This window comes from Planctomycetota bacterium, from assembly GCA_018242585.1.
Taxonomy (GTDB): domain Bacteria; phylum Planctomycetota; class Planctomycetia; order Pirellulales; family PNKZ01; genus JAFEBQ01.
This window is the reverse complement of sequence record JAFEBQ010000028.1, coordinates 1-15,572: the sequence shown is the minus strand read 5'-3', so window position 1 is coordinate 15,572 and position 15,572 is coordinate 1. Positions and strand designations below refer to the sequence as shown.

General features: G+C 62.8%; 9 protein-coding genes. 7 read left to right on the top strand and 2 right to left on the bottom strand.

Going from position 1 to position 15,572, the window contains the following annotated elements; all coding sequences use genetic code 11:
• Positions 1 to 46 precede the first annotated feature (46 nt).
• The 4 genes from JSS27_14655 (at position 47) to JSS27_14640 (ending at position 6,444) form a co-directional block, all read left to right on the top strand.
• On the top strand, positions 47 to 1,114 hold the full coding sequence (locus JSS27_14655; protein MBS0210186.1) for a peptidase C45: 1,068 nt from the start codon (positions 47 to 49) through the stop codon (positions 1,112 to 1,114).
• A 457-nt stretch (positions 1,115 to 1,571) separates the two neighbouring features.
• A complete protein-coding gene (locus JSS27_14650; GenBank protein ID MBS0210185.1) occupies positions 1,572 to 2,906 on the top strand; it encodes a DUF1501 domain-containing protein in 1,335 nt (444 codons plus the stop codon).
• Positions 2,907 to 2,960: 54 nt separating this feature from the next.
• Entirely contained in the window at positions 2,961 to 4,880 is a 1,920-nt protein-coding gene (locus JSS27_14645; protein ID MBS0210184.1) for a hypothetical protein, read from the top strand.
• A 271-nt stretch (positions 4,881 to 5,151) separates the two neighbouring features.
• Positions 5,152 to 6,444, top strand: coding sequence for a Gfo/Idh/MocA family oxidoreductase (locus tag JSS27_14640; protein MBS0210183.1), 1,293 nt, complete (start codon positions 5,152 to 5,154; stop codon positions 6,442 to 6,444).
• Between the two features lie 259 nt (positions 6,445 to 6,703).
• Here JSS27_14640 and JSS27_14635 read toward each other — a convergent pair whose 3' ends face one another.
• On the bottom strand, positions 6,704 to 6,904 hold the full coding sequence (locus JSS27_14635) for a GNAT family N-acetyltransferase (protein ID MBS0210182.1): 201 nt from the start codon (positions 6,902 to 6,904) through the stop codon (positions 6,704 to 6,706).
• The gene (locus tag JSS27_14630; protein MBS0210181.1) at positions 6,894 to 9,959 is read right to left on the bottom strand and encodes a response regulator; all 3,066 of its coding nucleotides are present in this window, start codon (positions 9,957 to 9,959) and stop codon (positions 6,894 to 6,896) included. The genes JSS27_14635 and JSS27_14630 overlap by 11 nt, the downstream gene beginning before the upstream one ends.
• Positions 9,960 to 10,648: 689 nt before the next feature.
• On the opposite strand from JSS27_14630, the gene JSS27_14625 reads away from it, so the two are divergent.
• From JSS27_14625 to JSS27_14615, 3 genes are read left to right on the top strand one after another with little or no spacing between them, the layout of a single operon-like run.
• The gene (locus JSS27_14625) at positions 10,649 to 11,302 is read left to right on the top strand and encodes an SAM-dependent DNA methyltransferase (GenBank protein ID MBS0210180.1); all 654 of its coding nucleotides are present in this window, start codon (positions 10,649 to 10,651) and stop codon (positions 11,300 to 11,302) included.
• Positions 11,299 to 12,885 (top strand): Eco57I restriction-modification methylase domain-containing protein, encoded by a 1,587-nt coding sequence (locus JSS27_14620; protein MBS0210179.1) that lies wholly within the window; start codon positions 11,299 to 11,301, stop codon positions 12,883 to 12,885. The genes JSS27_14625 and JSS27_14620 overlap by 4 nt, the downstream gene beginning before the upstream one ends.
• 12 nt (positions 12,886 to 12,897) lie before the next feature.
• Positions 12,898 to 15,405 carry a GIY-YIG nuclease family protein gene (locus JSS27_14615; protein ID MBS0210178.1) on the top strand — a complete coding sequence of 836 codons (2,508 nt, stop codon included), beginning with the start codon at positions 12,898 to 12,900 and terminating at the stop codon, positions 15,403 to 15,405.
• Positions 15,406 to 15,572 lie beyond the last annotated feature (167 nt).

Here is a 15,572-nt window from a genome sequence, read left to right as displayed (position 1 = left end):
CTTGATGTCTGATTGCGCGTTGAATCATCCCCAGGAGCTGCGTCCCATGTCCACGCCCGCCCGCTACCCCGAGCTGACCATCGCCGGCGCGCCGCGGCAGATGGGTCGCCAACTGGGCGAAGCGGCGGGCGAAACGATCCGCACGTTCTTCGACAAAGCGCTCGAACAGCTCGACAAGCGAATGCGCTTGTCACGCGAGCGGGCTATGAACGCGGCGGCCCGGGCGATCCCGCTGGCCGAGGCCTACAGTCCCGACTCGGTCGAGGAACTGCGCGGCATGGCCGAAGCGTCGGGCTTGTCGCTCGAGGCGTTGATGCTGCTGCAGATTCGCAACCAGTTCCGACCCCTGTCGGACGAAGGCTGCACGTCGTTCGCATTGCAGGGGCACGGTCCTCGGCACGGCGGCGGGATCGTGGCCCAGAACTGGGACAACGACCCAGGGCTCGATCGCTTTACGATCGTCCTCACGCGCCGCCCGGCCGACAAGCCGGCCTTGCTCAATCTGACCCAGGCGGGCTTGATCGCTTACATCGGTTTCAACGCGGCGGGGATCGGCGTCTGTCTCAACTCGCTGCCCGCGCCGATGGGCGAACTGGGCGTGCCCCACTACTTCACGGTCCGTGGCATCTACGGGTCTGACTCGTTGTCGAAGGCGGTCGAGCGCGTGCGGCAGGCCGACCGGGTGATTCCGGCGAACCTGATGTTGATCACGCCGCAGGGGCCGGCCGACCTGGAAGTGACGATCGACGCGGTCCACGTGTTGCAGAACGCCGCGACGCAAGGGCTGGCCCACGCGAACCATTGCCTGCATCCCGACCTGCTGGCGACCAACGACCAGTTTCCCGAGCTCATCCAGTCTCACGCGCGGCAGCGGCGGATCAACCGATTGATCAACTTTGAACAGTCGCGCGACCTGACGGTCGACGATGCGAAGCGAGCGCTCGCGGATCACGACGGCCACCCGCGTTCGATCTGCCGGCACGCGAACGACGATCCCGAGACCGGCGATTGGCAGACCGTCTTCTCGGTCGTCATGGAGCCGAGCGCGGGTCGGATGCACGTCACCCGCGGCACCCCGTGCGACCATCCGTACGAGGTTTACCAGTTGGGATGAGGCGTGCGTGCCGCGCGCGGGTAGCCATCACCACTGGGCCAGCGCAAACCCTTCTCCCTCCGGGAGAAGGTGGCCGAAGGCCGGATGAGGGTCCACGCTCCACTTCCAATCGCGCCAGCCTGGGGTGCCCCCTCACCCGGTTCGCTGACGCGAACCACCCTCTCCCGCAAGGGGCGAGGGTCAGGAAGCAAGTCGCGCATCTCGCAAAGTTATCGCCGTAGGTCAGGCCTTGGTCTGACATCATTGTGCTTGCCGGATGCGAGCTCGGTGTCAATCTTGTTGAATCCACAGCATTGTCAGGCCAAGGCCTGACCTACGGCTCTGACCTACAAGACTGGGATGCCGCTGAGTAGCCAGATTCCGTTGAACGCGGGTACCGGTTTCGGCTAGAATTGGTGGTCCTGCACCTCCTCCCCCGTTGACCCGCCCGCTTTGACTCCCGCGCGACTTCTGCCCCATGCTCACGATTCAATCGTCGGTTCGTTCTCACCGGTTTTGCGATCATCGCTCGCGGCGCGACTTTCTGCGCATTGGCGGGCTGGGGCTGGCCGGGCTGACGTTGCCGCAACTGTTGCGGGCCGAGAGCGAGCGCGGCGCGCGGTCGCACAAAGCGGTAATCATGGTCTACTTGCCGGGCGGGCCGCCGCACCAGGACATGTACGACCTGAAGCCCGATGCGCCGGCCGAGATTCGCGGCGAGTTCGACCCGATCAACACCAACGTGCCGGGCATTCAGATTTGCGAACTGCTGCCGCGCCTGGCCGGCATGATGGACAAGTTCGTCCCCATTCGCTCGATCGTCGGCTCGATCGGCGATCACGCTTCGTTCCAATGCTTGTCCGGGCGGAGCGATCGCAAGCAGCCTCCCGGCGGCTGGCCCGAGTTCGGCTCGGCCGTGGCCAAGGTGCAAGGGGCGACCAGCGAATCGGTGCCGCCGTTCGTCGGGCTGTCGCCGCGGATGCAGCACAAGCCGTACAACTCGGGCAAGCCGGGCTTCCTCGGCCCGGCGCTCGCGCCGTTCCAGCCCAACGGGGACGGCAAAGAGGACCTGGTGCTGCAAGGAGTCACGCTCGAACGACTGGCCGATCGGCAACAGTTGCACCGCGCGCTCGATCAATTGAACGCCAACCTCGACGGCAGCGGCATGATGGGGAGCCTCGACGCTTTTCATCAGCAAGCGGTCGGCATGCTCAAGTCGAATCGCCTGGCCCACGCGCTCGACATCAGCAAGGAGTCGCCCGAGACCCTGGCGCGCTACGGCAAGAGCACGGCCAAGCACCAAGGGGACGGCGCGCCGCGGCTGACCGAGCAGTTCCTGATTGCCCGTCGGCTGGTCGAAGCCGGCGTCCGCTGTGTGACGCTCAGCTTCAGCTTCTGGGACTTTCACGGGCAGAACTTCCGCGGCTCGCGCGAGAACATGCCGGTCTTTGACCAGGCGATCACGGCGCTGGTCGAAGACTTGTACGCCCGGGGCTTGGATAAGGACGTGACGGTCTGTGCCTGGGGCGAGTTCGGTCGCACGCCCAAGATCAACAACAACGCCGGCCGCGATCACTGGCCCAACGTCTCGTGCGCGCTGCTGGCCGGCGGCGGCCTGCGCACCGGCCAGGTGATCGGCTCGACCGATCGGATCGCGTCCGAAGCCAAGGACCGCCCGGTCCACTTCCAGGAAGTGCTGGCCACGCTCTACAACCGGCTGGGCATCGACGGCAACCAGGTCACGCTCAACGACCTGGCCGGCCGTCCGCAATACCTGGTCGATCACTACCAGCCGCTGCGCGAGTTGATCTAAGGGCCTCGCCGGCCGGGCAGTTGGGCGAAGCGGCTCGAGTACGCGAGATCAATGATGGAACCTGTGCGTCCGCTGGCGATGCCGACGTCGTCTTGGCTTGCGTGGAGTGTCGCGCTCGTCACCTCTGCATTAGCCGTCTGGGGCTGGCTCCGTCACAGCGAACCGGTTCCGGTGGTCGAACCTATGGAGAGACCAGCGACCGCAGTGGCTCAGGCGTCCAATGAGCAAGCACAGCAAGAGGTGAGCAAGGCCGACGGCGAAGGCATGTATGTTTCGCCCACGGCTGGTCCTCCGCTCGATCTCAAGTATCTCGCGCGCGGCACACAAGGGGTCATCGCCCTCCGCCCCGCCGAATTGGTTCTTCATCCCGAGGGTCGCAAGCTGCTCGACCCTGATGTAACGGGGTATTTTGCCCGGTGGATGCGCTACGCGCTGCCCAAGGAGACAGGTACGACGCTGGGCAATATCGAACTGTTGTTGATCGGCAGCAAGTGGAACGATTCGCACTATTGTAAAGTCCTGTACTTTCGCGATCCTGTTCCCATTTCACACCTGATTGCCAACAAGGAATGGCATGCCCAAACGGTGGAGATCGAGGGCCAAACGATTCTCAGAGATCAGAATCGGGGGAGTTATTGGCAACCTCCCGGAGAAAACGGTCGCGTTCTCGTGATCGCGAAGTTCGAAGCGCTGCCCGACCTCATTCGAGGCAAGCCAGCTGACTTGCCTCCGGCGACCCTCGCGCTCCTCAAGCAGAGCGATGCGAATCGACATTTCACGATGGCCGCAGCGCCATATTTTGCACTCAACAATTCGGGATTATTCAATCGGACTGCGAATTATCTGTTCAATCCAGTCGCGTGGTTCCTGACGGGCTTTGCTGGAGACTTGCCTAGCCATGTTCCCGCGCGAGACGCGCTAGAGTCCGTACCGGCCGTGTTGTTTAGCGGCCACCTGGACGACGAGCGATCATTTGCCGAACTGCTCATCGCACAAGCCGATGCCCGCGCCGACCATTTGGAAGCGGCGCAACCCTTCGTGGACCGGATCAATCGGTTGGATCAACTGGCCAACCGCTATATCCAGAAGCTCGATGAGGGGCCGCTGGGCCGCAACCTGTCGCTCATCTATCCGGACATGGTTCGGGCGCTGCGCAAGTATACGCGCGTCGGAGCGGCCGACGGTCGAATCGTGATCCGGTCCTATCTGCCGGTCGAAGCGCCACGGAACTTGCTGGTGGGTGCGCGCCTTTGCCTCGGCGAGCGGCCAATGCCATGGGAATCGCCCAATCCGAATTCGCTTGAGGCCAGATTGAACCGCCTCATTACGTTTGAAGTCGGTTTCGGCACGTTGGAACAAGCGATACGAATGCTTTCGGAAGAACTCGACTTTCCGATCACCATTCGCGAGCAAGACCTACAAGTGCAAGAGAGAATAACAAGCATCAAGCGGTTTCACGAGCATAAGGCGCCGGCTCGCAAGATTCTGGTCGAGATTTTGAAGGAGTACAGCCCCGACGGAAAGCTGGTGTTCATTATCAAATCCACACCTGACGGCAGCCAGGAAGTAGTGATCACTACCCGCGCCGCGGTCTTCAAGAATCAGGAAAACCTGCCGACGGAGTTCGGCGGCGTTACCGAATTGCTTGCACGGCGTACGACGCTTTCATTCCCGCGCAATAGCCTGGAAAAGGCGCTGGAGATGCTGTCTGAAAACACGAACATCCCAATCACGATGCGCGAACAAGACCTGCAATTGGAGGGCATTACGCGCGGTTCATCGTTTGGCATTCATGAGGTTGACAAGCCCGCGCGGGAGATTATCCGCGCGCTGCTAGAGCGAAGTTCGCGGAAAGACAAGGCCGTCTTCGTCATCCGTCGCAAGCCCGACGGGAGCGGCGAAGAAGTCGTCATCACCACGCGCGCCGCTGTGATCAAGAACGGCGAGCAACTACCGCCGGAGTTCGCGAAGTAATTCGGTGCGGGCGTGCCTCAAGTCGAGCTCGGTCCAAATTCGGCCTATTGGATAGCCTGATCGCTTGAGCTGGATTGGACGTGCCGCCCCCGCGAGAATTGACCTGATTGCGTACATGCCCGGCTAGCGTGCAATGCCCCACCGCGCGGGTTATACTGTCCGGCGTTGGCACACGCGCTCGATCAAGCCGAGCTGGCTTTCCTCTGGCCGGCGCCGTCGCACCATCACCCAATCCACTTCATCGCCAGGCCTTCCTGCGGGAGTCACCGTCATGTCCAAGCAATCTCGGCGTTCGTTCTTGAAGCACTCGGCCTTGGGGGGCGTGATCCTCGGTCTGTCGGCCAAGAGCTACCGCTCGACGTTCGCCGCCGAAGCGCCCAGTGAGCGGGTGCGCGTGGGCATGATCGGCGTGGGGAACCAAGGCGGCCCCAAGAACAACATGAAGTACTTCCTCAAGAACATCGTCGCCATGTGCGACTTGGACCAGAACTACCTGGCCGAGGCGGCCGACTTCTTGAAGAAGCAAGCCGATCTGACCGCGACGCTGACCGACGACTATCGCCGCGTGCTCGACGCCAAGGACGTCGACGCCGTGGTGGTGACCGTGCCCGACCAGTGGCACGCGCTGATGACCATCGACGCCTGCAAGGCGGGCAAGGATGTCTACTGCGAAAAGCCGCTCACGCTGGTCATCGGCGAAGGGCGGCCGATGATCGACGCCGCGCGCAAGTACAACCGCGTGGTGCAAACCGGGACCATGCAGCGTAGCGGTCGTGAATTCAAGCTGGCCGTCGAGCTGGTGCAAAAGGGAATCGTCGGCAAGGTTCACTCGATCAACGTCACGCTGCCCAGCCCGAACTGGATTGCCCGCGCTGGCCAGCCCGTGCCGAACAGTAATCCTCCCGCGGGGTTCGACTATGACCGCTGGCTGGGCCCCGCGCCGTATCGGCCCTACAACAAGAACCACGTTCACTACCTGTTCCGCTTTTACTGGGACTACAGCGGCGGCCAGCAGACGAACTTCGGCGCGCACCACTTGGACATTGCGCAATGGGGCCTGGGCATGGACGACAGCGGCCCGGTCAGCGTCGAAGGGACAGGGGTCTTCAATGCGGACGGCTGGTACGAAACGCCCGACACGACCGATTTGAAGTACACCTATGCCAACGGCGTGGTAATGAGCTGTCGCCAGAAGCTGAACACCAAGGGCACCGACCAAGGGACCGAGTTCATCGGCGACAAGGGGAGCCTGTTCGTGTACCGCGGCGGGCTGAAGACCAATCCGCCCGAACTGCTCAAGGACATCGAGCCGCTCAAGGTCGTCAACGCCCAGGCCAACCAGGCCCACGTCGACAACTTCTTCGATTGCGTCAAGTCGCGAGCCAAGCCGGCGGCCGACATCGGCATTGGCCATCGCTCGGCCACGGTCTGTCACTTGGGCAATATCGCGATCCGCACGGGCAAGAAGATTCAGTGGGACCCCCAGGCCGAAACGATCGTCGGCGATTCCGAAGCCGCCAAGTGGCTGACCAAGGAATACCGCAGCCCGTATCGCCTGAGCTAGCCGACGATTTTCAAATCGGCGTAGCGCGCGTTTTCAGGCCGTCATTCCCGCGCAGGCGGGAATCTAGATGGCTGGTCGCGCGCCTGGATTCCCGCCTGCGCGGGAATGACGGAACCAGGGCTGGCGTTTACTGCCTGGTTCAACCGAGCCGGTAGCTGCAAAGGGCATAAAGCCGCCGGCTTTGGAAACATACTGACGCCACAATGAACCGTGATGCGGCCTCTATTACCGAGAACCCGTCGTCAGCTCAACCGTTCAACTACGCCTGTCGCGTCAGCGAGTAAACGCGGTCGGGGCGCGTGTAGCCGAGCAGCGTGGCGTCTTTTTCGTAGCGCATGCCGAGCTTTTCCGCCCCGCGGATCGAAGCCGCGTTTGGCGCATCGGCCAGGGCGATCAGTCGAGTGAGCCCAAGCTCACCAAAGGCCACGTCGCGCACCGCCAGCGCCGCTTCAGCGTCCAGGTTCCGCTTCCGCGGCGGCCAGCGTCTCCTCGATCACGTCGAACAGCTCTTGCGGCCGAATCGGCTTGGAAACGTAGGCGTCCATGCCGGCTTCCAGACACCGTTCGCGGTCCCCCTTCATGGCGTGGGCCGTCATGGCGATGACCGGCACGTGCTGGCCGGTCGCTTGTTCGCGCTGGCGCAGCGCCGCCGTCGCTTCAAAGCCGTCCAGCTCGGGCATCTGGACGTCCATCAACACCAGGTCGAAGCGCTGTTGCTCATGGGCATCGAGCGCCTCGCGCCCGGTGTTGGCCACCACGATCTGATGCCCCCATTTCTCCATCAGTCGAACCGCCAGCTTTTGATTCACCAGGCTGTCTTCGGCCAGCAGCACCCGCAACGGCCGGCGCGGCTGGAATTCAAGCGGCGCGGCCGCCGGCCGGCGCGACAGATGCGCGCCGCGCAGATTGTTCATAATCGTGTCGAGCAACTCCGACTGCTTGATGGGCTTGTTCAAATAGGCGGCAAAGCCGAGCGATCGGCTCCGCGTGCGATACTCCGGTTGCAGGGCCGACGAAAGCATCATCAAGGTTGCCTGCGCCAATTGAGGGTTCTGTTTCACTTGTTCGCCGAGCGCGAAGCCGTCCATGCCGGGCATCATGCAATCGACCAACACCAGCGGATAGGCGTGTCCGTGTTCGGCGGCATGTCTCAGCTCACTTAGCGCTTGCTCGGCGCCGTCAACCGCCAAGGGGCGCAAGCCCCATTGCTTGAGCACCTCGACCAGAATGCGGCGGTTCGTCGCGTTGTCATCGACCACCAGCACCGGCAGGTCGCGAATATCGTCCCAGTCGACCTGGTGTTTCGGTCGAGCGTCGGTTTGCACGCCGAAGCGCACCGTAAAGTGAAACGTGCTGCCCACGCCGGGAGTGCTGTCGACCCACATCCGTCCGCCCATCATCTCGACCAGTTGCCGCGAGATGGCCAAGCCCAGGCCCGTGCCGCCGTACTTGCGCGTGGTCGAGGCGTCGGCCTGGGTAAAGGCTTGGAACAGTTGCGGCTGCTTGTCCGCGGCGATGCCGATGCCGGTGTCAGCGACCGCCACGTGGAGCTCGACCGTGGGCCCAGGCAAGCGCGAGCCGAGGCCATTTTCCCGAGGCGAAACCTCGGCGCCGGCGGACGAGGCCGCGACCGCGCTGCGTTCGACGGTGACGACGATTTCGCCCCGTTCGGTGAACTTGACGGCGTTGCCCACCAGGTTGATGATCACCTGCCGCAAGCGGCCGGCGTCGCCCACCAGCGCGTCGGGAACGTCGGCCGGCACGCGACAGGCCAACTCCAGACCTTTGCCATAGGCGCGCAGCGCCAGCGTCCGCATCGTGTCGTCCAGATGGTCGCGCAGCTCGAACGGCGCGGGATCAAGCTCCAGCTTGCCAGCCTCGATCTTGGAAAAGTCGAGAATGTCGTTCAACAGCGCCAACAGCGCGTCGGCCGACAGCTTGACCATGTCCAGAAACTCGCGCTGCTCGGCCGTCAACTCGGTGTTGAGCGTCAGTTCGGTCATGCCGATGAGGCCGTTCATCGGCGTGCGGATTTCATGGCTCATGTTGGCCAAAAACTCGCTCTTGGCGCGCGTGGCCGATACCGCCTCCTCCTTGGCTCGTTGCAAGTCGGACTCGGCGCGTTTCCGTTCGGTAATGTCGTGAACAAAGGCGCTGAACAACCAGGCGTCCCCCAGGCGAATCGGCGAGATGGTCAGTTCGACCGGGAATTCGCGCCCGTCACGGTGCAGCGCCGCGATCTCGACGCGCTTGTTCAACACCGGGCCTGCGCCGGTGGCCAGGAAGCGCGACAGCCCTTGATTGTGGGCGTCGCGGTAGCGCGGCGGAATCACCACATCGGCCAGCACGCGCCCCAGCACCTCGGCGCGGCGCCAACCAAAGGTGGCCTCGGCTTGTTGGTTCCAGTCGATGATCTCGCCGGCCGGGTTCATGGCCACAAACGCGTCGTACGCGGCGTTGATGATGGTGCGGGCCCGCTCCTCGCTCGTTCGCAACGCCTGTTCCGCTTCGGCCAGCTTGACGATGGGCCGCGAGAACTGCCGAGCCAGCGCGTAGGAAGTGACCAAGCCAGCCAACAGCGTGCCGGCCAGCAGCGCCCACAGCAGCCGCTGCAACTTGGCCACCGGCGCGTACGCCTCGGCCGCGTCGAGCTTGGCGATCATGCCCCAATTGCCATAGCCGACCGGCCGATAAGCGACCAGCACGGAGTGCCCCCGATAATCGCGCGTTTCGCGAAAGCCCGATTCATCGCGGAGCGACGCCGCGGTGGCCGGCACGTTTTCGGCCGCCAACTCGTGCAATTCGGGGCGCATTAAATACTGAATGTGATCGCCGACCGACCGGGCCACGAGCACTTCGCCGGTTTGCTGCAACCCGGTTCGATCGTTCAGCACCTCGGCCAGGGGCTTGGCATCGAGAACCACCACCAACACCCCCGACAGCGCTCCCTCGCTCGACAACAGCGGCGCGGTGGCCCACTGCGCGAACCGCGGGCCTTGCGAGCGGGGCTCGCCAATATGGGGCGCCTGACGCCCGGCGCGGAAGTCGGGATCGTCGAGCAACGGGGCTTCGGCCGCCGCCTCGCGCGTCGAGGCCAGGACGACTCCCTGGCGATCGACCAGTTTGATTTCGCTGGCCAGCGTCAGGCTCTTCCGCGCGTCGGCCAGAATGGGCCGCACGCCCGCGGCGAACTCGTCGGGGCCGATCTCGCCGGCGGCGCGCCCTGTCATCAGCTCGCGCAACCGCGTGCGACTGGCAACCAGGCTCACGCGCGCTTTCTGCTGCTCAAGATAGTTCAACAGCGCGGCCTGACGCGTGCTGGCGACGAGCGTAAGTCGTCCTTGGATTTCGCTGACCAGCACCCGCCGTGTAAAAACATAGCCCGCGATTCCCAGCAACCCCGCCGTGCAGGTGATCAGCACGGCCACCGAGAGCGTCAGCCGCAGAATGAGCGACTGTCGCGTGAGCGGCTTCTCGAGCGCGGAGATCGCTGGTGTGTTGACGGCGTCGGACATGGGCGTGCCCCCCCAACCACGCTGGCAAGTCCGGCACGATGCGCGGGTTGCCCGGCCCCCATCATAACACGCCGCGCGAGCCCACGCGAAAGCGGGGGAGTCGCGTGCCGGCGGCGGGAAGCGGACGCTCTCGATCGCCAGCGGAGTGTCGGCTTGGAACCCGTCAGCAAACGCCCGCCCCGATCCCGTCATTCCCGCGCAGGCGGGAATCCAGAGCGCAGTCTGTCCACTAGATTCCCGCCTGCGCGGGAATGACGGCTGGGCTAGGGCCGCGACAACGAATGGAACGGTGCGCATGGGCGTGGCCCCGATATTTGCGTCAGGGCGGCCGAGGGTTGCAAGCCGTAGGTCAGGCCTTGGCCTGACGAAGTGGTGCGCACAACCTTGTCAGGCCAAGGCCTGACCTACAACCTTACCCAAGCCGGCGGCTTTGCCGCCGATTTCGGTGGCAAAGCCACCGGCTTGGTAGACACGCCCACCACCCAACGTCCTCGTTTCAAACTGCCCCATTGTCTGGCCCCGCGCTGACTGTCGATCCGCGCCGTGGTGGGTTAAACTCTGGGGTTCCAGCTCGCAGCTCGGGAACTTAAGGGACCGCCGCGCATCCCCACACCGATTGCCCCGCCCGGTGGAGTCGAGGGGGGCTCGTGTCTCGAGGAATACTTGGGCGAATGATCGGCCGCAACGATATGATTCCACGGATGAGCTCACGTCAACGCATCATCGACCACGGCGAGGTCTTTACCCCGCCGGCGCTCGTCAACGATATGCTCGACCTGGTCGCCCACGAGTGCGAGCGGATCGACAGCCGCTTTCTCGAACCCGCCTGCGGCAACGGCAACTTTTTGGCCGAAGTGCTGCGGCGCAAGCTGCTGACCGTCGACAAAAAACACGCCCGCCATCCCGAGAAGTGGGAGCGCGACGCGATCCTGTCGGTGTGCAGCCTGTACGGCATCGACCTGTTGCCCGACAACATCGCCGCCTGTCGCGAGCGTTTGCTCGCCGTGGTGGCCGACGCCTACGGCGCCTCGCACCGGGCGACCTTACCCGAGGCCGTCCGTCGCGCCCTGGCGTTCATTCTGGCCAAGAATATCGTCCAGGGAGACGCGCTGACGTTTCGCACCTCGGCCGACACGCCAATCGTGCTCAGCGAGTGGTCCCCCTTGAACGGAACCTTGCTGAAGCGTCGCGACTTTAGTTACGAGCATTTGCTCGAGGACAGTCGCGTGGCCAGCTTGCCGCTGTTTAGCGACCGAGGGGAAGACGTTTTCATTCCCACGAGCGTGGGCGAGTTCCCGGCTTGCCATTATCTGAAAGTCGCCGACGCCGAGGGGCCGGCATGAACGGCCACAACCCGGACATCCTCACCTGCCTGGCGAACCTCAGTGCCGACGAGGTGTTTACGCCGCCCAAGTTGGCCTTGGCCATGCTCGACAGTCTGCCCCCCGAGTTGTTTCGCCGGCCCGACACGACGTTTCTCGATCCGGTCTGCAAGTCAGGCGTGTTTCTGCGCGAGATCGCCCGCCGGCTCAACGACGGTCTGAAAGATCAACTCCCCGACGAGCAAGCGCGCGTCAACCACATCCTGACCAACCAGGTCTTCGGATTGGCGACGAGCGAACTGACGGCTTTGCTCAGTCGCCGCAGCGTTTATTGCAGCAAGAAGGCCGACGGCAAGTACAGCGTCGCCACCACATTCACCAAGGCCGACGGCAACATTCGTCTGCCCCGAACGCAGCACACGTGGAATGGCAGCGGCAAGTGCGCGTCGTGCGGCGCGAACCAGGGGGAGTACGATCGCGACGAGACGTTCGAGGCCTACGCCTACCCGTTCATCCACGGCATCGATCCCAGGGAGGTATTCAAGATGAAGTTCGACGTGATCATCGGGAACCCGCCGTATCAGTTGAGCGACGGCGGCTTCGGCCGCAGCGCCTCGCCGATCTATCACCAGTTTGTGCAACAGGCAAAGAAATTGGAACCGCGATACCTGACGATGGTCATCCCGGCGCGATGGTTCGCGGGCGGTAAAGGTCTGGATGAATTCAGAGAATCAATGTTGGCCGACGATCGCACGCGCTCAATCGACGACTTTCTTACCGCATCAGACGTTTTCCCGGGGATTGGCCTAAAAGGCGGCGTTTGTTATTTCGTCTGGGACCGAGACAATCCAGGCCCCTGCCGAGTGTCGACGCACTTCAAGGACTGGCCCACTTCAACCGCAACTCGCTCGCTCGTTGAAGAAGGGGTCGACGTTTTCATCCGATTCAACGAAGGACTTTCCGTTCTTGAAAAGGTCGTTTCAGTTGAAACCGGTTCAAGGCAATCGCTGTCGTTGCCCTCAAGCAAGCGTTTCGACAGGCTCGTTAGTTCTTTAAGGCCATTTGGCCTCCGCACGTATTTTAAGGGGAATTCTACCGAATCGACTGGCGACGTCTTGGTCTATCGAAACGGCGGTAAAGGCTACACACCGAGAGACTCTATAGAGGTTGGCACTGACCTGATCGACAAGTGGAAAGTTTATGTCGGTCGCGCGGCACCCGGCACGGGAAACAAGGACACGTACCCGCACCGCATCATCAGCACGCCCTTCATCGGGGAGCCTGGGAGTATCTCTTCTGAGACTTACCTGTGTATTGGTCCTTTCGATAATCGAAATCAAGCTGAAAGCGTTTTGTCGTATCTGTCGTGCCGATTGACACGTTTTTTGATTCTCCTGCACAAGCCAGCGCAGGACACAACCCGTAAAGTCTACACCTTCGTTCCGACTCAAGTTTGGACCAAGCAGTGGACAGACAAAGACCTATACGAAAGATACGCATTGACGGCGACTGAGATTGAATTCATCGAGAAGATCGTACGCCCGATGGACGTCACGGGCGGTGCCACCGACGAGGTCATTGCCGACGTCGATGACGATGAATAGAGGATAGGATTCATGTCCATCGACCAGTTCTTCCCCGCACGCCCTCCCGCTGCGCCGACCATCTACGCCTTTGCCAGCACGCACCCTGACCACGCCGGGTTGCTCAAGGTCGGCTACACCGAGCGCGTCGCCGCCGACCGGATCGCCGAGCAGTTCCCCTCGGGCCTCAACGCCTATCGCATCGAACTGATCGAGCCGGCCATGCGCTCGGACGGGTCGAGCTTTACCGACCACGAAGTCCACCGCCACCTCCGCGCCCGCGGCATCAAGAACCCGTCGCACGAATGGTTCAAATGCTCGGTCGCGCAAGTGCGGGCCGCCGTCGTGGCCGTGCGCGATCGAACCGCCAACGTCGAAGACCGCACGCTGAGCTTTGGCCCGCGCCCCGAGCAACAAGACGCCATCGAGCGCACCGCCGATTACTTCCAGCGGGCCAAGACCGAGCAGCCGGGGCATACGCCACATTTCTTGTGGAACGCCAAGATGCGGTTCGGCAAGACCTTTGCCACGTATCGACTGGCCAGGCAAATGGGCTGGCGCAAGGTGCTGGTGCTGACGTTCAAACCAGCGGTGCTGCATGCCTGGTCCGAGGACTTGCAGCAACACCGCGACTTTGCAGGCTGGCAGTTCATCACGCGCGACGGCGAACTGACCTATGAACAAGCGGACAAACAGCGGCCGATCGTTTGTTTTGGCAGCTTTCAGGACTTTTTGCAGCGCACGCCCAGCGGGGCCATCAAGCCGCGCAACGCCTGGGTACACCAGACCGCGTGGGATTGCGTCGTGTTGGACGAGTACCACTATGGCGCCTGGCGCGAGAATGCCAAGGGATTGTTCGGCGCCGACGAGGAAGAGACCGGCGAAGTGGCCGAGGAAGTGACCAAGGCCGAAGTGGAATTCGACGAGTCGATCCTGCCGATCGACACGGCGCATTACTTGTATCTGTCGGGCACGCCGTTCCGGGCGTTGGCGTCGGGCGAGTTCATCGAAGATCAGATTTACAATTGGACCTACAGCGACGAGCAGCGGGCCAAGCGCGACTGGAAAGGCCCGGGGCCGAACCCCTATGCCAGCTTGCCGCGACTGGTGTTGATGACCTACACGCTGCCCGACGACATTCGACAAGTGGCCGAGGAAGGAGAGTTCAACGAGTTCGACTTGAACGAGTTCTTTCGGGCCGAAGGGGAAGGAGACGACGCCAAGTTCGAACACGAGAACGAAGTGCAAAAGTGGCTCGACCTGATCCGTGGCGCGTTCCGCGGCACGACGGTCGACGACTTGAAGCTGGGCAAGGACCGCCCGCCGTTGCCGTTTAGCGATGCGCGGCTGCTGGGCGTGTTGCAGCATTCGTTCTGGTTCTTGCCCAGCGTGGCGTCGTGCCAGGCGATGGCGCGATTGCTGAAGGCCAAGAACAACACCTTCTATCAGGATTACCACGTGGTGGTGGCGGCTGGCTCGGACGCGGGCGTCGGCGCCAAGGCGCTGCCGCCGGTGCTCGCGGCGATGGACGAGCCGCTGGCGAGCAAGAGCATCACCCTGTCCTGCGGCAAGCTGACGACGGGCGTGACCGTGCGTCCCTGGGCGGGGATGCTGATGCTGCGCAAATGCAGCAGCCCCGAGACGTATTTTCAGGCCGCATTTCGCGTGCAATCTCCCTGGACGGTCAAAGACGAGCAGGGGCAGGAGATTGTCGTCAAGCCGGAGTGCTATGTATTTGACTTCGCGCCGAACCGGGCGCTGCGCCAGATTGCCGACTATGGTTCGCGACTGGCCACCGATGACACCACGGCCGAACAGCGGGTGGGGGAGTTGGTGGGGTTCTTGCCGGTGCTGCAATACGACGGCAGTTCGATGCGTCAGTTGGACGCGGCCGCGATTTTGGACATCGCCACGGCCGGCACCAGCGCGACGCTGCTGGCCAAGCGCTGGGAAAGCGTGCTGCTGGTGAACGTGGACGATTCGACGCTGAACCGGCTGATGAACGACCAGGCGGCAATGGCGGCGCTGATGGCGATCGAGGGCTTTCGCAACCTGAACGCCGACCTCGAGACGATTATCAACCGCTCCGAGCAGATCAAGGATGCCAAGCGCAAAGCGGGCGAAGGGGACGAGCCGAGCGCCAAGGAAAAGAAGGAACTGACCGAGGCCGAGAAAGAGCGCAAGAGTCTGCGCAAGCAGGTGCAGGAAAAGCTGATCAAGTTCGCGGCGCGCGTGCCGGTGTTCATGTATTTGACCGACTTCCGCGAGCAGCGATTGAAGGACGTGATCACCAAGCTGGAGCCCAAGCTGTTTAAGCGCGTGACCGGGTTGACGACCGAGGACTTCGAGCGGCTGGTGAGTCTGGGCGTGTTCAACAGCGCGCTGATGAACGATGCCGTCTGGAAGTTCCGTCGCTACGAGGATGCCAGCTTGCGGTACATGGGCGTGAGCCGGCACAAGTGGACGGAGGTGGGGCTGTTCGATACGGCGCTGACGGAAGAGGATTTTAAGCAGACGTTTGAGGGGCTCGTGAGGGAATGAGCCACGACAAGTCGTCGCTGACGATGACAGGAATGCGCACGCCCAGAGGCCAGCGCAGAAAAAAGCCCCGGTTCTGCTGGGGTCCGCCATGCAAGGCGAAGCCCGGCAAAACCGGGGCAGTGGGCGATACAAGACTCGAACTTGTGACCCCCAGCTTGTCGAGCTGG